At 59.6% G+C, this 20,663-nt stretch carries 21 protein-coding genes and 2 riboswitches; of the genes, 4 read left to right on the top strand and 17 right to left on the bottom strand.

Annotation, left to right across the window (positions count from 1 at the left end; all coding sequences use genetic code 11):
- Positions 1-2: 2 nt before the first annotated feature.
- The 3 genes from gcvT to FKG95_RS02480 form a co-directional block, all read right to left on the bottom strand.
- Positions 3-1,151: a glycine cleavage system aminomethyltransferase GcvT gene (gene gcvT / locus FKG95_RS02490; RefSeq protein ID WP_142894718.1), complete on the bottom strand. Its 1,149-nt coding sequence runs from the start codon at positions 1,149-1,151 to the stop codon at positions 3-5.
- Between the two features lie 25 nt (positions 1,152-1,176).
- Positions 1,177-1,294, bottom strand: a riboswitch (glycine riboswitch).
- 1 nt (position 1,295) lies between these two features.
- A riboswitch (glycine riboswitch) is annotated at positions 1,296-1,397 on the bottom strand.
- Between the two features lie 120 nt (positions 1,398-1,517).
- Entirely contained in the window at positions 1,518-2,060 is a 543-nt protein-coding gene (locus FKG95_RS02485; RefSeq protein WP_142894717.1) for a hypothetical protein, read from the bottom strand.
- A 22-nt stretch (positions 2,061-2,082) separates the two neighbouring features.
- Positions 2,083-2,322: a CDGSH iron-sulfur domain-containing protein gene (locus tag FKG95_RS02480; protein ID WP_142894716.1), complete on the bottom strand. Its 240-nt coding sequence runs from the start codon at positions 2,320-2,322 to the stop codon at positions 2,083-2,085.
- Between the two features lie 261 nt (positions 2,323-2,583).
- On the opposite strand from FKG95_RS02480, the gene ispH reads away from it, so the two are divergent.
- The 3 genes from ispH to rnhA are packed head-to-tail and all read left to right on the top strand — an operon-like array spanning position 2,584 to position 4,986.
- Positions 2,584-3,546: a 4-hydroxy-3-methylbut-2-enyl diphosphate reductase gene (gene ispH, locus FKG95_RS02475; RefSeq protein ID WP_142894715.1), complete on the top strand. Its 963-nt coding sequence runs from the start codon at positions 2,584-2,586 to the stop codon at positions 3,544-3,546.
- Positions 3,547-3,558: 12 nt separating this feature from the next.
- Positions 3,559-4,524, top strand: a complete 966-nt coding sequence (locus FKG95_RS02470) for a homoserine kinase (protein ID WP_142894714.1) — start codon at positions 3,559-3,561, stop codon at positions 4,522-4,524.
- 27 nt (positions 4,525-4,551) lie between these two features.
- A complete protein-coding gene (rnhA, locus tag FKG95_RS02465; protein ID WP_142894713.1) occupies positions 4,552-4,986 on the top strand; it encodes a ribonuclease HI in 435 nt (144 codons plus the stop codon).
- 196 nt (positions 4,987-5,182) lie between these two features.
- On the opposite strand, the gene FKG95_RS02460 is transcribed toward rnhA, so the two are convergent.
- From FKG95_RS02460 to FKG95_RS02450, 3 genes are all read right to left on the bottom strand, one after another.
- Positions 5,183-5,665: a peroxiredoxin gene (locus FKG95_RS02460; protein ID WP_142894712.1), complete on the bottom strand. Its 483-nt coding sequence runs from the start codon at positions 5,663-5,665 to the stop codon at positions 5,183-5,185.
- A 194-nt stretch (positions 5,666-5,859) separates the two neighbouring features.
- Positions 5,860-6,747 (bottom strand): NAD(P)-dependent oxidoreductase, encoded by an 888-nt coding sequence (locus FKG95_RS02455; RefSeq protein ID WP_142894711.1) that lies wholly within the window; start codon positions 6,745-6,747, stop codon positions 5,860-5,862.
- Between the two features lie 168 nt (positions 6,748-6,915).
- Entirely contained in the window at positions 6,916-9,096 is a 2,181-nt protein-coding gene (locus FKG95_RS02450) for a protein-disulfide reductase DsbD family protein (RefSeq protein WP_142894710.1), read from the bottom strand.
- Between the two features lie 242 nt (positions 9,097-9,338).
- Between FKG95_RS02450 and FKG95_RS02445 the strand changes: the two genes are divergently transcribed.
- Entirely contained in the window at positions 9,339-9,911 is a 573-nt protein-coding gene (locus FKG95_RS02445) for a YqgE/AlgH family protein (RefSeq protein ID WP_142894709.1), read from the top strand.
- A gap of 31 nt (positions 9,912-9,942) precedes the next feature.
- Here the strand turns inward: FKG95_RS02445 and FKG95_RS02440 are convergent, their stop codons facing one another.
- The 11 genes from FKG95_RS02440 to ctaD all read right to left on the bottom strand — a co-directional run bounded on the left by FKG95_RS02440 (position 9,943) and on the right by ctaD (position 20,627).
- The gene (locus tag FKG95_RS02440) at positions 9,943-10,560 is read right to left on the bottom strand and encodes a GNAT family N-acetyltransferase (RefSeq protein WP_142894708.1); all 618 of its coding nucleotides are present in this window, start codon (positions 10,558-10,560) and stop codon (positions 9,943-9,945) included.
- Between the two features lie 6 nt (positions 10,561-10,566).
- The gene (locus FKG95_RS02435) at positions 10,567-11,823 is read right to left on the bottom strand and encodes a M16 family metallopeptidase (protein ID WP_142894707.1); all 1,257 of its coding nucleotides are present in this window, start codon (positions 11,821-11,823) and stop codon (positions 10,567-10,569) included.
- Positions 11,820-13,253, bottom strand: a complete 1,434-nt coding sequence (thrC, locus tag FKG95_RS02430; protein WP_142894706.1) for a threonine synthase — start codon at positions 13,251-13,253, stop codon at positions 11,820-11,822. Before thrC ends, FKG95_RS02435 begins: the two co-directional genes overlap by 4 nt.
- A gap of 179 nt (positions 13,254-13,432) precedes the next feature.
- Entirely contained in the window at positions 13,433-14,926 is a 1,494-nt protein-coding gene (locus FKG95_RS02425) for a carboxypeptidase M32 (RefSeq protein WP_142894705.1), read from the bottom strand.
- A gap of 174 nt (positions 14,927-15,100) precedes the next feature.
- Positions 15,101-15,844 (bottom strand): SURF1 family protein, encoded by a 744-nt coding sequence (locus FKG95_RS02420; protein ID WP_142894704.1) that lies wholly within the window; start codon positions 15,842-15,844, stop codon positions 15,101-15,103.
- Positions 15,845-15,851: 7 nt separating this feature from the next.
- The gene (locus FKG95_RS02415) at positions 15,852-16,235 is read right to left on the bottom strand and encodes a DUF983 domain-containing protein (protein ID WP_142894703.1); all 384 of its coding nucleotides are present in this window, start codon (positions 16,233-16,235) and stop codon (positions 15,852-15,854) included.
- 104 nt (positions 16,236-16,339) lie between these two features.
- Complete coding sequence (locus FKG95_RS02410) at positions 16,340-17,134, bottom strand: cytochrome c oxidase subunit 3 (protein ID WP_142894702.1); 795 nt, start codon at positions 17,132-17,134, stop codon at positions 16,340-16,342.
- A 69-nt stretch (positions 17,135-17,203) separates the two neighbouring features.
- The gene (locus FKG95_RS02405; RefSeq protein WP_142894701.1) at positions 17,204-17,842 is read right to left on the bottom strand and encodes a cytochrome c oxidase assembly protein; all 639 of its coding nucleotides are present in this window, start codon (positions 17,840-17,842) and stop codon (positions 17,204-17,206) included.
- Positions 17,835-17,975 carry a hypothetical protein gene (locus FKG95_RS29495; protein WP_179953892.1) on the bottom strand — a complete coding sequence of 47 codons (141 nt, stop codon included), beginning with the start codon at positions 17,973-17,975 and terminating at the stop codon, positions 17,835-17,837. Before FKG95_RS29495 ends, FKG95_RS02405 begins: the two co-directional genes overlap by 8 nt.
- A 2-nt stretch (positions 17,976-17,977) precedes the next feature.
- Positions 17,978-18,928, bottom strand: coding sequence for a heme o synthase (cyoE, locus tag FKG95_RS02400; RefSeq protein WP_142894700.1), 951 nt, complete (start codon positions 18,926-18,928; stop codon positions 17,978-17,980).
- Positions 18,929-19,010: 82 nt separating this feature from the next.
- Positions 19,011-20,627 (bottom strand): cytochrome c oxidase subunit I, encoded by a 1,617-nt coding sequence (gene ctaD, locus FKG95_RS02395; RefSeq protein ID WP_142894699.1) that lies wholly within the window; start codon positions 20,625-20,627, stop codon positions 19,011-19,013.
- Positions 20,628-20,663: the final 36 nt, after the last annotated feature.

Raw genomic sequence — 20,663 nt, 5'->3', positions numbered from 1 at the left:
AGTTATCCTCGATAGAAACTGTGCGCCACGAAGGGCATCTTCACAACTTCACACGGCCGCGGTTTGCCCCGCACCATGGCCTGAACGGTGGTTCCGGCAGATGCAAAAGCCGTCTCCAGGTAACCCATGGCCACGGGCCCGCCGACAGTCGGACCAAAACCGCCGGACGTAATCTTCCCGATGACGCGGCCGCTGTCGTCGGTCAGTTCGGTACCTTCCCGGCAGGGTGCGCGACCCTCGGGCTTTAAACCTACGAGACGGCGCGGCGCGCCGTCAGCCAATTGTTTCTGAATGACCGCAGCCCCCGGGAAACCGCCCTCTGTCCGCCTGCGCTTTTGCATCGCCCAGGTCAGGCCGGCTTCGACCGGAGTCGTCGTCGTGTCGATGTCATGGCCGTAAAGGCAGAGCCCGGCCTCCAGACGCAGCGAATCGCGCGCGCCCAGGCCGGACGCCGAAACGGCATCATGCTCAAGCAGAGCACGGGCCAGATCGACCGCCCGATCCGACTCCATGGCAATCTCGTAGCCATCTTCGCCGCTGTAGCCCGATCGGCTCACCCGGCAGTCAATGCCGGCGATTACGAAATCACGGGTCGACATGAAAGGCATGGTGGTTGCTTCCGGCGCCCACTGACCGAGAACCGCCGCGGACCCGGGCCCCTGAAGCGCGAGCAATGAGAGGCTGTCCAGCACCTCAAGCTTTACGTCGCCACTAAGGTTGGCCCGCAGGTGCGCGATATCCGCATCCTTGCAGGCCGCGTTGATCACCAGGATCAGGCCGTCCTCAGCCTGGGTGATCATCAGATCGTCCAGAATTCCGCCGGTCTCGTTGGTGAAAAAGCTATAGCGCGTTCTGCCGACCGCAAGAGTCTCGACATCCGCCGGAACCAGCGCTTCCAAAGCCGCCACACGATCGGCGCCAGTGATACGAACCTGCCCCATATGGGAAACATCGAAGAGGGCGGCAGACTCCCGGGCACGCTGATGTTCGAGCATGATTCCGGCGTCGGCATATTGAACCGGCAACATGTAGCCCGCGAAGGGCACCATCTTGCCGCCAAGCTCCACATGCAGCGCGTAAAGCGCGGTCTTCTTGTTTTGAGAGTCCTGATCCGTCACGGTTCGGTCCTTCAACACGGGGTGTAAGTCCATATCCACCAATATCCGGCAGCTATGGCCCCCTCTGTCTTCGAACCTGAGAGATTCACCCTGTCCAGGGCCGGATCACGGTCCCTGGAAGAGCTTACTCCTTCGGTGCATCCCGCCGCCATGCGACGGTTTGCTTTCCAGAGTTACCTTCCCTTAGCGGTCCACTGTGCCTGAGAGTTTCCGGGGCGGTTGCTCCTTCGGCGCCGGTGCCGTCTCAAGTGACGTTCCGGTCTCTCCCGCTAGGGATAAACGGTCAATGCTTGTCCGGCCAGGCCGGTCATTACCTTGAGGTCAAAGTAGCGGCTTTGGTTGGAATGTCAACTCAGAGCATAGAAACCAAAGCGTGACCCAGGCTAAAGCCCTTATTTTTCAACGATTTTCGCGATTATACTGCAATTCGTCCGCTGTCAGCTGAAGGCCGATATAGACCAGATAATCAGCACCATCACGCCCGGGGCGCAGGGGGATGTTGGGGAACACTTCTTCCAGTGCGATAACCCGCGTGCGATTTCCTTCGAAGGGAATGGTCAGGTCGAACTCTTCACGCGCCAGAATCTCGCGATTGGATGTTGCGACAGCCACGAAGTAGCTGAAAGACGCCGCCCGATCTGTATCCGCAGGTCCGCGTGCAGCGATCAGGCGGATCCCGAGCGCGCTCTCGATCTGGTCATCGTCATATTCGCAGGCCAGTTGAACGCCGTCGATATCCAGCTCGAAGCGGACATCGGTCAGATCACGGCCCGGCCCCTCGAACTTCACGAGACGCTCGGCATCCTTGATCACAATAGCCTCGGGACAGACAGGCGGCGCTTCGTCTTGCGACGCACAGGCCACAAGCAAAAGCGGCGCAAGCGTCAAGACAGAGGTACGGAACAAACCCATGCGGCGTAGGGCCGCTGCTATTACATGCATAAAGTCAATCAGACCAAGTGAATCAAAGATCGTTGTGAGAGCCGTCGCAGAAAGGCTTGCCTTCCGTTGCTTTGCAACCGCAAAAGAAGACGTTGTCAGCCTTTTCAGCCTTGAATTTCACGGGTGTTATATCAGTTCCCGAGTGCGACCCATCGCAGAAAGGTTGCTTTTTGCTCAATCCGCAAGCACACCAGAAATATGTGCGACCGGCTTCGACTGTCACTTCATAGGGTGACTTCTGGGCGGGAACGGGATCAGTCATGAATTCTCCTCTCAGTCAGTCTCATGCACTCGGTCTTTCGCGGGCCGTTTCCAGAGAGTCACCGCCATGCGGAAGCCGCAGAAAAAAACAGATGTTATCTGGATTTACGCGGTTTTCAGGGCGACTCCTCGAAATCTTGCTGGACTTTAGGGAACCGCTGGGACAAGTACAAGGGTATGGGCGATGTTCAAGTGAAGCCCAGAACCTCAGAGGCTTCCCGCGTCGCAAAGGAGGCCTCTTCAGCCAGCGTGTAGAGCGAAAATGAGCCAGCGTTCAAAACTCGATATCCTTCTCGCCAACCCTCGCGGGTTTTGCGCAGGCGTGGATCGCGCAATCGATATTGTCGAACGCGCCATCGAGAAGTACGGCGCACCGGTCTACGTTCGTCATGAGATTGTTCACAATCGCTATGTCGTTGAAACACTTGAGTCTCAAGGCGCGGTCTTTGTTGAGGAACTCGACGAAGTTCCCGAGAACGTTCCGGTCATTTTCTCCGCCCATGGCGTGCCCAAAGAGGTGCCGGCGGAAGCCCAGCGGCGCAACATGATCTACGTGGATGCGACCTGCCCCCTGGTCAGCAAGGTGCACCGGGAAGCCGAAACGCATCAGCGCGCGGGCCGGCAGATCATTCTGATCGGCCATGCCGGCCATCCTGAAGTCATCGGTACCATGGGGCAACTTCCCAAGGGCTCCATGCTGCTGGTCGAAAAGCTGGACGACGTGGCGGCACTTGAGGTGCGCGATCCCGAGAACCTCGCCTACATCACACAGACGACCCTCTCGGTCGATGATACGGCGGAGATCGTGGCGGCACTGCGGCAGCGCTTCACCTCGATCGAAGGTCCCAGGAAAGAAGATATCTGCTACGCGACCACCAACCGTCAGCTGGCGGTGAAGGCGATCGCGAAATCCTGCGACGCGCTGCTTGTGGTCGGCGCGCCAAACTCATCGAACTCCCGACGCCTGGTGGAGGTCGCGTTCAATCACGGCTGTGAGCGCGCGGCCCTGGTTCAGCGCGCAGAAGACATCAACTGGGATCAGCTCAGTGGCGTTACACGCCTGGGAATCACCGCCGGGGCATCGGCACCCGAGATCCTGGTGGACGAGGTCATCCAGGCGATCGAGGCCCGCTTCGAGGTCACCATCGAGGAGGTGTCGGTGACTGAAGAGGATGTGATCTTCAGGGTTCCGCGATCGCTCCTAGACCACAGCGAAACGGCCTGAGCCGGAGTCTCCATGGCCGTTTACACCGAAGTCTCGGACGAACACCTCGAAGCCTTTCTCACCGAATATGACATTGGTGAAATGCTCTCCTTGAAGGGGATCGCCGAAGGTGTCGAGAACTCGAACTTCCTGCTGCATACGACAAGCGGCAGCTATATTCTCACGCTCTATGAAAAACGCGTCGATCCGAGGGACCTGCCCTACTTCATCGGTCTGATGGAGCATCTCAGCGAACAGGGCTTCGACTGCCCCCTCCCCATTCATGGCAAGGATGGCAAGAGCCTGCGTCAGCTCTGCGGCCGTCCGGCGGCCATCATCTCTTTCCTGGAAGGCATGTCGCCACGCCGGATTCAGCCCTTCCACTGCCGCTCGCTCGGCGCGGCGCTTGCCCGCATGCACCTGGCGAGCGGTAGCTTCGACATGTCGCGTCCCAACACGCTCTCGATTTCATCCTGGCGCCCGCTGTTCGATCTGAGCAAGGACCGTGCGCACGAGGTTCTTCCCGGCCTTGCCGAGGAGCTGGACGGCGAGCTGACCATCCTGGAGGCGCGTTGGCCGGAGAATCTCCCCACAGGGGTGATCCACGCCGACCTTTTCACCGACAACGTCTTTTTTCTCGGTCAGGATCTCTCGGGTGTCATTGATTTCTATTTCGCCTGCAATGACGCCTTCGCCTACGACCTGGCGATCTGTCTGAATGCCTGGTGTTTCGAGCCCGACACCAGCTTCAATATCACCAAGGCTCAAATGATGCTGAAGAGCTATCGCGAGCTGCGCCCCTGCACCGAAGCCGAGGTCGAAGCGCTGCCCATCCTGGCGCGCGGAAGCGCTATGCGGTTCCTGCTGACTCGCCTCTATGACTGGCTAAACCACCCCGAAGGCGCTTTCGTGAAACCGAAAGACCCGATCGAATACTGGAAAAAACTCCAGTTTCATCAGCGCGTTAACGGCCCTTCTGCCTACGGGATCGATCTTTAACAGATAACAAAAAGGCATACGCGCCCAATGGATAGAGTCGAAATCTTCACCGACGGAGCCTGCTCCGGCAATCCGGGTCCCGGCGGCTGGGGCGCCATCCTGCGCTACAAGGGAACCGAAAAGGAAATCTTCGGGGGCGCGCCCGATACCACCAACAACCGCATGGAAATGATGGCGGCGATATCAGCGCTGGAAGCCCTGACCCGCGCCTCGAAGGTCGACCTGACCACGGACAGCAGTTACGTCAAGGACGGCATCACCAAGTGGATTCACGGCTGGAAAAAACGCGGCTGGAAGACCGCTGACAAAAAGCCGGTGAAAAATATGGATCTCTGGCAGCGCCTGGAACAGGCCCTGGAACGGCATGACGTGCAGTGGCACTGGGTCAAGGGACACGCCGGCCATCCGGAGAACGAACGCGCCGACGAGCTCGCCCGCCAGGGCGTCGAGCAAAACCGTTAGATCAGATCAAGTTTAGATGGAATCGCCAAAGGCGATCACTCCTGCTTGTGAATCTGATCTTGCTGCAAGAACCAGACAGGATTGTGCGGGTGCGGTTCAGTCCGACGCGAACCGCTTCCCGCAAACGAGAACGGCGACCCTTGCGAGGCCGCCGTTTATTTTGCATCCAGCAGTGCGCCGGAGGCAGTCACTGGCTTCAGAGTGCCGCCATGACGGCTTCGGCGCTCGAAACTTCGAAAGCCCCTGGCTGTTCGACATTCAGGGTCGTCACTTTGCCATCCTCGACGATCATGGCGTAACGCTGTGAACGGGTGCCCATGCCAAAGCCGCTGGCATCAAAGTCCAGGCCGATCGCCTTTGAAAAATCGCCGTTGCCGTCGGCAAGCATCAGAACGGAACCGTCGGCCCCCTGCTCCTTGCCCCAGGAGCCCATGACAAAGGCATCGTTGACTGAGAGGCAGGCGATGGTGTCGACACCCTTCGCCTTGATGGCATCGGCATTCGTGATAAAGCCCGGCAAGTGCTTCGCCGAACAGGTCGGTGTGTAGGCACCGGGAAGCGCGAAAAGAACCACCTTTTTGCCGGAAAAGAGATCTTCGGTCGAAACGTCGTCGAGGCCGCTGTCGGTTTTCACCTTAAAGGTCGCGCTTGGAATGCTGTCGCCCACCTGAATGGCCATGTTGGTCTCCCCTTCTTTGGATTTTCACTGACATCTACGTGCAGTTTGGAAATGAACCCACACGCTTGAGATTGGAATCTGATTAGCAAGATAGAGCCGCCATGGCGCTTTTCCAAGCGGGCTGTTTCACAATTTCACCATGTGGCAACATCGAACGGCCGTGATCCGCCGTTACGCGCAGCGGCTTACCCGGCTCACGCTTTGCCGCCGGATTGATAAAGACGGGCAACCGCGGAAAAGTCCTTCGCCCCCAGACCGTTCGCCTGCCCCTCCTGAAACCGCGCAATCACCTGATCCAGAAGCGGCGCGCTCATCCCCACATCCCGCGCAAGGTCCCGGGCGAGTTTCGAATCCTTGGTCATCAGATCCAGCATAAAGAGCGGCGAAAAGTCGCCGTCGCGCATGCGCGGGACCCGCTTCTCAAAATACCGCGAATAGGCAAAGCCACCCGCGTTGCATACGACATCGTAGAAACAATCCAGATCGGTATCGCTCGCTTCGCAGAGCGCAATTGCTTCGGCAACGGCAACTGCATTGGCGGCCACCAGAGTCTGATGGATCATCTTGATGCGGTTCGCCGAGCCGGCCGGCCCCGCATGTTTGGTGAAGCGTCCCAGTATATCGAGAAGAGGCTGAATTTTCTGGAGCGCAGCCGGATCTCCGCCGACCACAAACCCGATTTCGCCGCTCTCCGCCTGGGGTATGGAGCCGAGCATCGAGGCGTCCATATGCTGCGAATCCTGTTTCTTTGCCGCGTCGGCTACCCGCTGCGTGATCTTAGAACTGACCGTCGAGCAGTCTACCGTGATCCTGCCCGGGGTGAGTGCTCCGACAATGCCGCCATCCCCCAGGTAAACGCTCTCGACAACCTGGTCGTTGGGGAGACAGGTAAAGATGACCTCGGCCGCGCCGACAAGCTCTGCAATATTCTCAGCGAGGCGCACGCCATCCAGTTGGCCAGCCTTTGCCGATTGCTCAGGGTTTGCGTCCCAGACCGTCATGGGCACGCCGTTCTTTGCGAGCATCGTCGTCATGGGAAGTCCCATGGCGCCGATACCGATAAAGCCTGCTGAGATTATCATGAAACACCTCTCCCCCTGTTTTCGCTCATCAGGGCCGTCGGACCTGATCAGACTTGAAGGACGCCGCTTACGTATCCGCTATTGAATACATAAAAACGCCAAGAGGGTAGTGCGTTTTGCATGATCTGAAACTTCACCCGCGAAGGAACTGGCTCAGTACGCTGCGACCTATTGCGCAGTCTCTCCCGCCGCCAACTTGGCGCCATTATCGCCGGACGCCCGGGCAACAGCTTCTCGGACAGCATCGAGCGTGAGAAGCTCGGGCAGTGCGACGCCCTCGGGAGCACCCGGGCCATAAATCGCATTAAAAGGGATCCCGTAGCGTCCGAAGCTCGCCAGATATGCGGTGATCGTCTCGTCGGGCGAGGTCCAATCACCCCGCATGGCGACTGTCGTTTCCAGGTTCAGGATTTCCTGAACCTCTTCGCTATCCAGCACCAGTTTCTTGTTCACCTGACAGGTAATGCACCAATCGGCGGTCACATCGACAAAGACCAGGTTCCCCCCGTCGACGAGAGCAGCAATCTCGGCTTCGTCGAGCGGCGCCCAGTTGTCTTCGGTGACCTGAACCTTAGGTGCCTCAGCGAAACTGCTGGGCAGGGCGAAAGCGCCAAGGGCGAGCAGAAGCGCAATGCCTGTCGCCAGCGCGCCACGCGCCCTCGCGGGATTACGGCCGAGCCAGAGCACGATACCCAGTCCGATCAGCAGGGCCGCGGCCACTGCGGTCGCCAGCGTCCCAATCTGGCTTGCGAGCACGCTCAGCAGCCAGATGGCCGTCGCAATCAGGGCGAGGCCCAGGATATAGCGCAGCGTCACCATCCATCCGCCCGGTTTCGGCAAACGGCTGGCCAGTCCCGGGAAAGCGGCGACCAGAAGGAAGGGAGCCGCCAGGCCGATTCCCAGCATGGTGAAAATCAGGAAGATCTCGGACGCACCCCGCGCCAGTGCGAAACCGACCGCGGTCCCAAGGAAAGGCGCGGAACAGGGCGTCGCCAGGAGGGTGGCAAAAGCACCGCTGCCGAAATGGCCTGCAAGCTCGCGACCTTTGCTCTTTGGAACCTCGCCCTGCGGTGTTGGGCGCCCGAGCGCATTGGCGAGGCCGGAGGGCAATCCGATTTCAAAGAAGCCCAGCAAGTTGAACGCGAAAAGAGCAACAAGAAGCGTGATCGCCGTCAGGAAGAGCGGTTGCTGGAACTGAATCCCCCATCCCACCGCCGCACCACCCGACTTCAGCGCCACGGCAACAGCAGCCAGAGCCAGGAAGGACGTAATAATGCCTGCGGCGGACGCCAGGAAACCTGCGCGCACATCGCCACGGCTGCGTCCGCCCTGTTCGACCACGGAGAGAAGCTTGATGGAGAGGACCGGCAGGACGCAGGGCATGAGGTTCAGAATCAAGCCCCCGAGCAACGCCAACCCAAGGATTGGCAAAAGGGTGATCAAATCAAAGCCTGAGGTGCTGCCGGCGGCCATGCTATCGAAGCGCGCGATCGCCGCCTGCTCCATCCCCTGGTTCCCGTCCGTGACGGTCACCGTGAGTTGCTTGCCCTCGATCACGCCTTTCGCGACCGTGCTCTTGCCGACGGCGGCCCGTAAAAGCACGGTTTGGCCACCATCGCTGAGCTCGACCTCGGGCTTGCCGAAGGTGAAGCCCGGCGGGCCTTCCAGCAGAAGATCCGGCTCTGTAAAGGGCGACTTAGCCTTCGCCACGACTTCAATCGAAGGGGATTCCATATCCCCCACAAGCGATGTGGAAACCAGAGTCCAGCCGGCTCGGGTTCCGTCATCGGGAACAAGGGCACTGTAGCTGTCGATCAGGAAACCTTCCGGCGAGCGGCTGTCCGGCCCTGCCGCGAGATCGAGCGAGACCTCCTGGTTGTGGGGAATACAGATCTCGTCACAGACCAGATAATTGACCTGTCCGCGCAAGCTCAAACGGTCACCAACGCGCTCAAGCCTGGCCTTGATGGGAAAGACGACTTCGTCTCCGTAGCCAAAGGTCTCCAGCCCGAAGAGTGAGAAGCGGTGTGGCACAGGCCAGGACTGCGCGGCCTCTGCAAGATTGCTCGACGCGGCCCAATCGGTCGTCGGTGGGAAACCGGCGTCCCCCGGTGAACGCCAATAGATCTTCCAGCCATCCGACAGTCTGAAATGAAGTCCGAGTTGAACCTCGCCACTCTCGCCCGTGGTCGCGCCGGAAGCGATCAGACGCACAGCAGCCTGATCGTTTTCCGCCCAGGGGCCGGCTGCCGCCTGAACGTCCTGCAAAGACATCGCGGCAAGGGTCCCCGCGAGCGCGAAAACCGCGCCCAACCTGGCAAATCCCCGGTGCAAAGCAGTTAACGGCAAGGTTCTTTACATCCTCAATGAAACCATGTGAGATAATATAGGTGCGGAGGGGGATAGTGCACGCGTAACATTATCGTGTTGTTAAGTTGTTCGCGGCGGCGAACTTCAGACGCATACGAAGTAAATTGTGCCTTGAGCATTCTATGCCGGAGCATCGGTGTTATCGCGTCCGAACAGTTTCATGAAGAGAACGATCGATAGTCTCCTCTGATGGAACGAAGATCGACCAGACTCGAGGATCAATGAGCGAAGCCAGCGACGATACTTCTCTGACGGGTCAACTTCTCATCGCCATGCCGCAGATGATGGACCCCCGTTTTACGCGTACCGTCATATATGTTTGCGCGCATAACGAGAATGGCGCGATGGGACTGGTCATTAACCGTCTGGTCGGCGCGATCACCTTTCCTGACCTCCTGGAACAGCTCGGCGTTGCGCGCGGGAATGCCTCTGACGAAATCAAGGTGCATTTCGGCGGCCCGGTCGAATCCGCAAGGGGTTTCGTTTTGCACTCCGGCGAGTACGTTCAGGATTCCAGCCTGCAGGTGAATGATTCGGTGGCCCTGACCGCAACGATCGATATCCTGCAGGACATGGCCAGCGGAAACGGTCCGCGCCGCAGTCTCCTTGCCTTGGGTTATGCGGGTTGGGGGCCGGGACAGCTCGACGGTGAGATCCAGGCCAACGGCTGGCTGCACGCCGCCGCGGACGAAGAACTGATCTTCGACAAGAGCCTGGACGACAAGTGGGAACGTGCGATCGCAAAACTGGGGATCGATATTTCGATGCTCTCGGGTGACGCCGGGCACGCCTGACATCAACCCTATTCTCAGTCCTTAACCGCCCTTAACCGCTCCAGCCATCTGCCGGTGAACTCCGCGGGCGCTTGTCGTCGCGCAGGACCGCGAAGAGGCGGTGATCCTGCCACTGGGCATTGATCCGCAGATATTCCCGGGCGTAGCCCTCTTCAGAGAAGCCGACCTTTTGCAGCAGCCCCTGACTTGCCGCGTTGCTGGGCAGGCAGGCCGCCTCCAAGCGATGCAGGCCCAACTGTTCGAAGCCGTAGTCGAGCACGGCGACCAGGGCCTCGCTCATGAAGCCCTGGCGGGCGTAGCGTCGGCCGATCCAGTAACCGAGACTCGCACACTGCGCCACACCGCGGCGCAGGTTGGAGATGGTAATGCCCCCCATCAGGGCGTTGTCTTCGCCGCGGAAGACGAAAAAGCTGTAACCGACGCCCTGGCGCCATTCGCTGCCGTATTGGCGCAGGCGGCGGCGAAAAGCCCCCCGTGTCAGAGCATCATAGGACCAGGTGGGCTCCCAGGGGGTCAGAAAGTCGCGGCTCTGTGCGCGCACATCGGCCCAGTCCCGCCAGTCCCCAGGTTGCGGAGCGCGGAGAAAGACCCGTCGATTTATGAGACGCAGTGCCTTCGCATCCTGACTACGAAAGTTCGACAACAGCACCGATCTTCACCCCAGCCGATTACCGATTTCATCAATGGATGCGACCCCGGCGATCGGCCCGATGGTCGCAACGGTGGGTGCGGACGCAATCATCCGACGCGCCAGTGCGACAACCTGCGCCCCATCGATCGAGGAGATTCTCTCAACAATCTCGGCCGAGGTGACCGGGCGTCCATAGACCAGAAGCTGCTGCGCAAGCTGTTCACAGCGGGCGCTGCTGCTTTCCCTGCTCATCAGGATCGAGGCCTTGAGCTGCGCAGCCGCGCGCGCCACCTCTTCGTCGCTGACCGACTCGCACAGCTTCAGAACTTCCTCGCAAATGACCGGCACCATCTCGGCGGCTTGCGCTTCGCCGGTGCCGGCGTAGACGCCAAAGACACCATCGTCGCTGTAGGCCGACGCAAAGGAGTAGATGGAATAGACCAGGCCGCGCTTTTCACGGATTTCCTGAAACAAACGCGAGGACATGCCGCCGCCGAAGAGGGTCGACATCACCAGGCCGGCGTAATAGTCCGGGTCGTGGTAGTCGACGGAGTGAAAACCCAGCAGAAAGTGCACCTGCTCCAGGTCACGTTTCTCCCGGTACTCGCCCCCCCGGTAGTCGGCCTTTTCCTCCTCCAGCGATGTACCCGCCGACAGCCCGCCAAAATGCGCTTCGACCAGATCCACGAACTGGCGGTGCTCCACTTTGCCCGAAGCAGCCACCACCATGTTCTCCGCACCATAGTGATTGGCCATGTAGTCACGCAGGGTATCGCGCTGAAAACTCCCGACGATCTCGCTGGTCCCGAGAACCGGCCGGCCAAGTGCCTGCGATGGATATGCCGTTTCCTGGAAGTAATCGAATATAACGTCGTCCGGCGTATCCGCGGCTTGACCGATCTCCTGCAGCACGACCGCGCGCTCGCGTTGCAGCTCTTCCTGATCGAAGGTCGAGGACTGAAGGATGTCGCCGATGATATCGACCGCGAGTGGCACATCCTCCGCCAGGGTCCTGGCATAAAAGGCCGTATTCTCGCGGCTGGTGTAAGCGTTCATGTGCCCGCCGACCGCCTCGATCTCCTCGGCGATGGCGTAGGCCGAGCGGCGTTTGGTGCCCTTGAAGGCCATGTGTTCGAGCATGTGGGCCACACCGTTGACGGCCGCCGGTTCGTGGCGCGTGCCGACGCCCACCCAGGCGCCCAGAGACGCGGTCTCTACAGTATCGATCCGGTCGGTCGCGACCCGCAGACCATTGGAAAGCGTCGAAACCTCTACGCTCATGCCGAGCGCTCCGAGGAAACTGCGGCCCCCTGGTTGGAGGGCCATCGGTTACTCTCGACAAAAGACATCAGCTGGTTCAAATCGTTGGGCAGAGTGGACAGACGCTCCTCGCGCTCGTAAAGGTCACTTAGGTTGGCGGGTAATGCGGGCCTGATTCCACAGGCACGCTCGACGGCATCGGGAAACTTTGCAGGATGGGCTGTTGCCATGGCAATCATGACCGGAACGTCCGCCCGGCGTTTGACGCGCGCCGCCGCGATGCCGATGGCCGAGTGCGGGTCGATGACCTCGCCCGTCTCGCGCTGCAGGCGGGCGATCTCGGCCAGTGTGGTTTCGTCATCCAGCCGATAGCCATCGAAGAGACGCTGCGCGCGCTGCAGGCGTTCGGGCGCGAGCGCGAAGCGGCCTGTCGCGCGGAAACTGGACAGCGTCTCGGCAACGGCTGCGCCATCCTGGTCGAGAAGATCGAACAGCAGGCGCTCGAAATTGCTGGAGACCTGAATGTCCATGGAAGGCGAGAGGCTCGCTTCCACCGGCAGCATATCCATCGAGCCGGTCTCGAAGAAGCGCGTGAGGATGTCGTTGCGGTTCGACCCGACGACCAGTTGCGAAACCGGCAGGCCCATGCGTCCGGCGGCATAGGCGGCGAAGACATTGCCGAAGTTTCCGGTCGGCACCGAGAAGCCGATCGGCCGGTCCGGCGCCCCGAGAGCCACACCCGCGGCGAAGTAATAGACAATCTGGGCCATGATGCGGGCCCAGTTGATCGAATTGACCGCCGAGAGCGACACCCGGTCCCGGAATGCGCCATCGTTGAACATGGCCTTCACCGCGTCCTGGCAGTCATCAAAGGTGCCGTCCAATGCGATGTTGTAAACGTTCGCGGCCTGCACCGTGGTCATCTGACGCCGCTGAACCTCCGATACCCGGCCCTGGGGGTGCAGGATGAAGATATCGATCTGGGAGCGGTCCCTGCAGGCTTCGATGGCCGCAGATCCCGTATCACCCGACGTTGCGCCAACGATCGTCACCCGCTCGCCCCGGCGGGTCAGAACATAGTCAAACAAACGGCCGAGGAGTTGCAGCGCAAAGTCCTTAAAGGCCAGCGTCGGTCCGTGAAACAGCTCCATGAGCCAGAGGTCCGAGTCCAGCTGCTTGAGCGGCGCGACGGCGGCATGCCCGAAATCCGCATAGGCATCATCGATCAGCGCTTTCAAATCCTCTTCCGGGATGCAGTCGCCGACGAATGGCCGGACAATATGAAACGCCAGATCCGGGTAACGCATTCCCGCGAAAGACCTGATCTCCTTTGCCGAAAAACTCGGCCAGCTTTCCGGCAGATAGAGGCCGCCATCCCGCGCCAGGCCGGCAAGCAGGACCTCATCGAACGTCAGGATCGGGGCATTCCCCCTGGTAGAGTGGTACTTCATCTGCAGTTACCCAAAATTTAGGTGGGTAATCTAGACAGGGCCCGGGCTCGCAGCAAGTCTCGCTGCGGCAGATCCCGTTTTGGGGGCGCCATTTTATGGATCCGATAAAACGGGATCGGATTTAGCAGCTCGAACCATCATTCACAGCCGGCAGGTTTGTCCGGCACCTTGATGCCCGGTCAGTTCAGGTAGCGGTTCGCCAGATAGCCTTTGAAAATCTCCACATCAAGAGATTTACCGGTCGCCTGCTCCAGAAGCTCATCGGTTGTCAGGAGCGAACCTTTTGCATGCACATTGGTGCCCAGCCAAGCCATCAGGCGACTGAAGTCACCCTTGGCGATATCTGCGGGAATATCGGGTTCCGCCGCCTTTGCCGCGGCGAAGAGCTGTGCTGCCGCCATGGCGCCGAGCGTATAAGTCGGGAAATAGCCCCAGGCGCCGTCGAACCAATGAATGTCCTGAAGGCACCCCAGGCTGTCATCAGGCGGCGTAATACCGAGCAACTCCCCAAGCCCTTCATTCCAGGCCTCGGGAAGCTCCGCCAGGGGCATCTCGTCCTCGATGAGGGCCTTTTCCAGGCGGTAACGCAGGATGACATGCGCCGGATAGGTGACTTCATCTGCATCGACCCGGATGAAGTCCGGCTTCACCTGATTGTAGACCGCGAGCAGATTTTCAGGCGTCCAGGCCGCCCCCTCGGTGCCAAAGGCCTGTCGCGCCAGCGGTGCTGCAAAGGCCATGAATTCTGCGCTGCGGCATGCCTGCATCTCGATAAGAAGCGACTGGCTCTCATGGACGGCCATGCCACGTGCTTCGCCAACCGGCTGCAACCGCCAGTCCTGAGGCAATCCCCGTTCGTAAAGCGCGTGTCCCGTCTCGTGAAGAACGCCCATCAGGGCCTTCATGAAGTCGTCACTGTCGTACCGGGTCGTGATCCGGACGTCATCCGGCACCCCGCCGCAGAAGGGATGAAGACTGACGTCCAGACGTCCGTGTTCGAAGTTAAAGCCGACCGCCTGCATCATCTCGCGTGCCAGGGCTTCCTGCGCATCCAGGGGAAAGGGCCCCTCCAGCGCCAGAGGCTCCGGCTTCTGCGACTGCCAATCGAGAACATCGGACAGTAGATGCGGCAGGAACTCGGCCAGATCATCGAAAATATCGTCGATCGTCTCGGATGACCCGCCGGGCTCGTACTGATCCAGCAGCGCGTCATACATCGAGCAGTCGAAGACCTCCGCCTTGGCCGTCGCGGCCTCGCGTGACAGCTTCAGGACCTCGCCCAGAGCCGGCAGGACAGCAGCGAAATCCCCCTTTGGCCGGGCTTCCCGCCAGATCATCTCACAGCTCTTACAGGCTTTCATGGTCGCCTCGACCAGATCCGCGTCCAGGGCCGTGGCATGCCGCCAGCGTCTGCGCATCTCGCGCAGGTTCGCCTGCCTCCAGGTATCCTGCTGCAGGCCGCTTTCCTGCTCCGCCGCCTCAAAAAGATCCCGCATCTGGGGATCGACAAGAAGTTCGTGGCTGGTCACGCTCAGAACCGCCAGTTGTTCGGTGCGGGCCTGTGCACCGCCGGACGGCATCATGGTCGACATGTCCCAGTGCAACACGCCGGCAGCCTCATTGAGTGCATGCAAACGGCGGAAGCGGTTCTGAAGAGTATCGTAAGCGGTCATCGGCGGCCTCTCGCTACAGATGTAGTGAATTTCTCTTAATGGTTGGGTTTTATAGCACCGAGAATCTGAACGTTTTCCTTTAAATCAGAGAAAAAACGCGAATTGACCTGAATTTTTTCACCTATTGGACCCGGACTTGGGACCTCGAAGCCCGAGCCCGGAGGTTAACGCGGGTTAATCTTCGTCAGGACGGTAGTGGTATACGAAGTAAATCACCGCCAGGATGAGCGCCAGCGCGTACCAGGTGACCGCATATTCAAAGTGATCATTGCGCAGTTTGACCCTGGTTTGTCCGCCGATCGGGAAACCACCCGGATTCGCTTTGGGGCCAGCGTCCAGATAGGCCGTCTGAATTACGTTCTCAAGGCCGCTTGCAGCCGCCATGGCTTCGAAATCCACATAGAACCAGAAGTTCTTGACCGGGTCGTTGTCCGGGCGAATGAAATCGTAGCCCTTCCAGCCTCCGAAACGGACCAGTCCTTCGATCTCTTGCTCACCCTCGATCTGCCCTTCGCTGCGGGTTGCGGGGTCGCGCTTTTCACTGGGAACCCAGCCTCGATTGACCAGCAGGACCCTGCCATCGGCCATTTCAAAGGGCGTAATGATCTGCTGACCCACATTGCCGTTTGAGGAACGGGCCGCGAGATAGAGCTCTTTATCATGGAGAAAACGGCCTGTTATCCCGACATTGAAGAATTCCTTCCCGTCGGGTGCGTCCAGCACTGAGTCCAAGGAGACCGCGGGCGCGACGGAGCGCTCCTGCCGAAGCTCAATCTGATCGCGTTTCCACTCCAGGCGCTGAACCTGCCAGGTTCCAAGTCCGAGCATGATGATCATGGCCGGGATGGTTGCAACCGTTGCCCAGAAGGTGGGTTTGAAGCGGCGTTTACCGCCAAGAGGTGTCTCTGGTGCTGACATCAGTGTCTCAATCGTAATCGACAGAGCCGGAATCGCTGGCTTTGTGTTTGAACTGCAGGGCGATCATCAAGCCTTTGAGCGGCCGCAGCAACCCGACCGAACCGCCCAGAATCACCGCGGGCCAGATGGCCATATGCACCCACATGGGGGGTTCGGCCCTGGCTTCAAGCAGCAGGGCCATCGGTACGACCAAAGCACCCAGGATGAAAATGATGAAGACGGCAGGGCCATCGCCGCTGTCCGCCTTCTCCAGATCCGTGCCGCAAACCGAGCAGATTTTCGCGACGCTCAAAAACCCGTCGAAGAGCTTCCCCTTGCCGCATCTGGGACAACGGCAGGCAAGACCGGTCGCAAAGGGCGAGGGAGAGCCGTAGTCTCTGTGATCCGCCATTGAGCTCTCTCGGTGTTACACCTTGGGCACGCAGGCTGATATGGCAACCGGGGGCCGGGACCGCGCGTTCTTCCCCTGCCCCGGATTGGCAGACCGGCCAGTTATCAGCCGCCCCACCAATAGACTGCGGCAAAGAGGAACAGCCACACGACGTCGACAAAGTGCCAGTACCACGCCGCAGCTTCGAAACCGAAGTGGTGATCAGGCGTAAAGTGACCCTTAAACGCCCGAACCCAACAAACGGCCAGGAAGATCGTGCCGATAATCACGTGAAATCCGTGGAACCCGGTTGCCATGTAGAAGGTCGAAGCATAGATGCCGTCGGTGAAGCCGAAGGCCGCATGGCTGTACTCGAAAGCCTGCAAGGCGGTGAAAAGCACGCCCAGAATAACGGTCAATCCCAGACCATTCAGAAGCCCCCGCCGATCACCATGCTGGAGGGCATGATGCGCCCAGGTCACGGTGCAGCCGGAGAGCAGGAGGATCAGTGTGTTCAGGAACGGAAGATGGAAAGCATCAAAGGTTACGATGCCTTCGGGCGGCCACTGGAATCCGGTCGCTTCTTTCGGAAAGAGCGAAGCATCGAAAAAGGCCCAGAAGAAGGCCGCGAAGAACATCACCTCGGAGGCGATGAAAAGGATCATGCCGTAGCGCAGGCCAATCTGAACGATCGGCGTGTGGTGTCCCTGGAAGGTCGCCTCTTTCACGACCTCAGCCCACCAGCCATACATGGTCAGGATCACCAGACCTACGCCGACCGCGGTCACCCAGGGCGTGATTTCATGCATCAGCAGCACCAGCCCGACGGCCAGAACACCGGCCGAGAGGGAACCGATTAACGGCCAGGGGCTTGGATCAACCAAGTGATAGGGATGTTGCGGTTCGTGGGCTGCGCTCATGATCTTCCTCTTAGCACCTCACGCCGTCACAAAACATACGGCGCTTGTTAAGCAATTTCGTTGGCTCAACTAGTTTACGTCGGTCGCGGACCGCGATCCGTTCCCCAATCGGTTTTCCGTCGTCTGTCTCTCTTCTTCCGCCGGATCATCCATATCGTCAAGATCGCGGAAAAAGGTGTAGGACAAGGTAATGGTATTCACATCGCCCATTTCGGGATCATCCAGCATCGCAGGATCAACGAAAAAGCTCACCGGCATATCGATCTCTTGACCGGGCTCCAGCCGCTGCTCGGTGAAACAGAAACAAGCCACTTTACTGAAGTACTGCCCCGCCTTCAGGGGCGTCACGTTGAAGGTCGCGGTGCCGGTCACCGGCTTCTCACTGGTATTTTGAGCCTGGTAGAACACGAGACGGTTTTCGCCAACCTGCACCTTTACCTCGCGCTGAAGCGGCCCGAAGCGCCAGGGGAGCTTCCCGTTCACATCGGCATTGAAACGTACGGCGATGACCCGGTCGCTGACCTCCTGCGGTGCGCTCTCCGCGACCTGCGTGGTGCCGCCAAAGCCCGTGACTTGGCAAAAGAGGCGGTAGAGCGGAACCGACGCGAAAGACAAGCCGATCATGCCGACCACGACGCCGGCAAGCGTCAACGCGGTGCGCGCGTTCCTGTTCTTTCGCGGGGCTCCATGCAGTTCCTGATCAGCCATTGTACATCCCCATACGAACAATCGAAACGAAGTAGACGAGAACGATAAAAGCCACCAGCGCGGCCAGCAGGGTCCAGTTTTTTACCCTCTGACGCCGGTGCAGTTCGCTACGCTCTTTGTTGTCTTCCGCCATCGTCATCCTGCCGCCCCGGTCAGCCCGAAGAGGGAGAGAAGACCGGGCGCCCGGTCGAGCATCATAAGACCAAAGAGCGCAAAGAGATACATGATAGAGAAGCCGAACATCCGCTTGGCATAGCGGACGCCGTCATCGCGCAACACCTGCACAGACAGGTAGATAAACCGCAGGCCAAGAAGCACGGCCGCCGCACCATAGAGCGGTCCTGCCGTGCCCAGGAAACTTGGCAGCAAGGTAATCGGAACAAGGACCAATGTGTACAGCAGCATCTGACGCTTGGTCGATTCTGTGCCGGCAACCACAGGCAGCATCGGCACGCCGGCCTTTGCGTAATCGCCCTCGCGGAACAGTGCGAGCGCCCAGAAATGCGGGGGTGTCCACATGAAAATAATCAGGAAAAGCACAATCGACTGCAGATCCACCGAACCCGTCACGGCCGCCCAGCCGATCATGGGCGGGAACGCGCCCGCCGCGCCGCCGATCACGATGTTATGCGGCGTACTGCGCTTCAGCCACATGGTATAGATGAACACGTAAAAAGCATTCGCGGAAGCCAGCAGGATCGCGGCAGTCCAGTTGACCGCCAGTCCCATCAGCATGGTCGAGAAGAGCGTCAGGGTGACACCGAAGCTGAGGGCTTCCTCGGGAGATATCCGGCCTTTGGGCAAAGGCCGCGACTTGGTCCGTTCCATGATCGCGTCGATATCGCGGTCGTACCACATGTTGATCGCACCGGCCGCACCGGCACTGACTGCGATGCAGAGAACGGCGACCGCCGCCAACAAAGGATGCAGATACCCCGGCGCGACAATCAAACCGGCAAACCCCGAGAACACCACGAGAGACATCACGCGCGGCTTCAACAACGCGATGTAATCGCGAACACTGGCGCCGCCCGAGAGAGCGACGCCTGTTGTTTCAACTTTGATGTCTGCCGACGTGTCGGTCACTGCGTTTACTTACCTGCGTTGGAACGTTGGTGGTGCGACGCCGCCGGTTCCGAAAAAGAACCGGCGGCGATCCATAGCGAGCTTACTTGATTTGCGGAAGCTCGTTGAAAGTATGGAATGGCGGCGGAGACTCCACGGTCCACTCCAGAGTGGTCGCACCTTCGCCCCAGGGATTGGCCGCGGCGCGCCGGCCGGCAGCCAAGGTGTAAAGCAGGACGAACACGAAGAAGATCGTGGCCGCAAAGGAGATGTAGGATCCGATGGAGGAAACCAGGTTCCAGCCCGCAAAGGCTTCCGGATAATCGATGTAACGGCGCGGCATGCCCTGCAGTCCCAGGAAATGCTGCGGGAAGAAGGTCAGGTTGACGCCGATGAAAGTCACCCAGAAGTGCAGCTTGCCTGCCCACTCCGGATACTGGCGCCCGGACATCTTGCCCAGCCAGTAGTACATCGCCGCGAAGATCGCGAAAACGGCCCCCAGGCTCAACACATAGTGGAAATGTGCAACGACGTAATAGGTATCGTGCAGCGCCACATCGATGCCCGCGTTTGCCAGAACGACACCGGTCACTCCGCCCACCGTGAAGAGGAAGATGAAACCGACCGCCCAGAGCATCGGTGTATCGAAGCGCAGCGAGCCACCCCACATGGTCGCAATCCAGGAAAAGATCTTAATCCCCGTGGGAACGGCAATCACCAGAGTCGCCGCTGTGAAGTAGGCCCGCGTGTCGACGGAAAGCCCCACCGTGTACATGTGGTGCGCCCAGACGACGAAGCCGACAAAGCCGATCGACACCATCGCGTAGGCCATGCCGAGATAGCCGAACACCGGCTTACGGCTGAAGGTGGAGATGATGTGGCTGATGATGCCGAAGGCCGGCAGGATCATGATATAAACTTCGGGGTGGCCAAAGAACCAGAAGAGATGCTGGAACAGGATCGGATCGCCGCCGCCGGCCGGATCGAAGAAGGTCGTGCCGAAGTTACGATCGGTCAGCAGCATGGTGATCGCGCCACCAAGTACGGGCACCGCGAGAAGAAGCAGGAATGCCGTGATCAGCATGGACCAGACGAAGAGCGGCATCTTGTGCAGCGTCATGCCCGGTGCGCGCATGTTAAAGATGGTGGTGATAAAGTTCACCGCGCCCAAGATGGAGGACGCACCGGCCAGGTGCAGCGCGAAGATCGCCATATCGACCGACGGACCACTGTGTCCGAGCGTGCCCGAAAGCGGCGGATAAATCGTCCAGCCGGTTCCGGCACCTTGATCGACGAAAGCAGAACCAAGCAACAGAAAGAAGGCTGGGACCAGGAGCCAGAAAGAGATGTTGTTCATCCGCGGGAAAGCCATATCGGGCGCGCCGATCATGAGCGGAACGAACCAGTTGCCGAACCCGCCGATCAGCGCCGGCATGACCACGAAAAACACCATGATCAGGCCATGCGCGGTAATCACCACATTCCAGAACTGTCCGGGGTCATCCGACAGGCCGGGGAAGTAATCCAGACCGGGGTTCTGGAGTTCCATCCGCATCAGGACGGAGAACGCACCGCCGATCAGGCCTGCAATGATCGAAAACAGCAGATAGAGTGTGCCAATATCCTTATGGTTCGTGGAGCAGAACCAGCGGACAAAAAATCCGGGCTTGTGATCGTGATGATCATCGTGGCCGTGGGCCGCGGTTGTTTCGTTAGCCATAGTCATTCACCTCTTCGTGGGCTCGTCGCGCGGCAG

Origin of the sequence: Denitrobaculum tricleocarpae, from assembly GCF_007004665.1 — a bacterium.
In the GTDB taxonomy this organism is placed as follows: domain Bacteria; phylum Pseudomonadota; class Alphaproteobacteria; order Kiloniellales; family Kiloniellaceae; genus Denitrobaculum; species Denitrobaculum tricleocarpae.
Note: the sequence above shows the minus strand (reverse complement) of the source record. Positions and strands in the feature narration are given on the sequence as shown.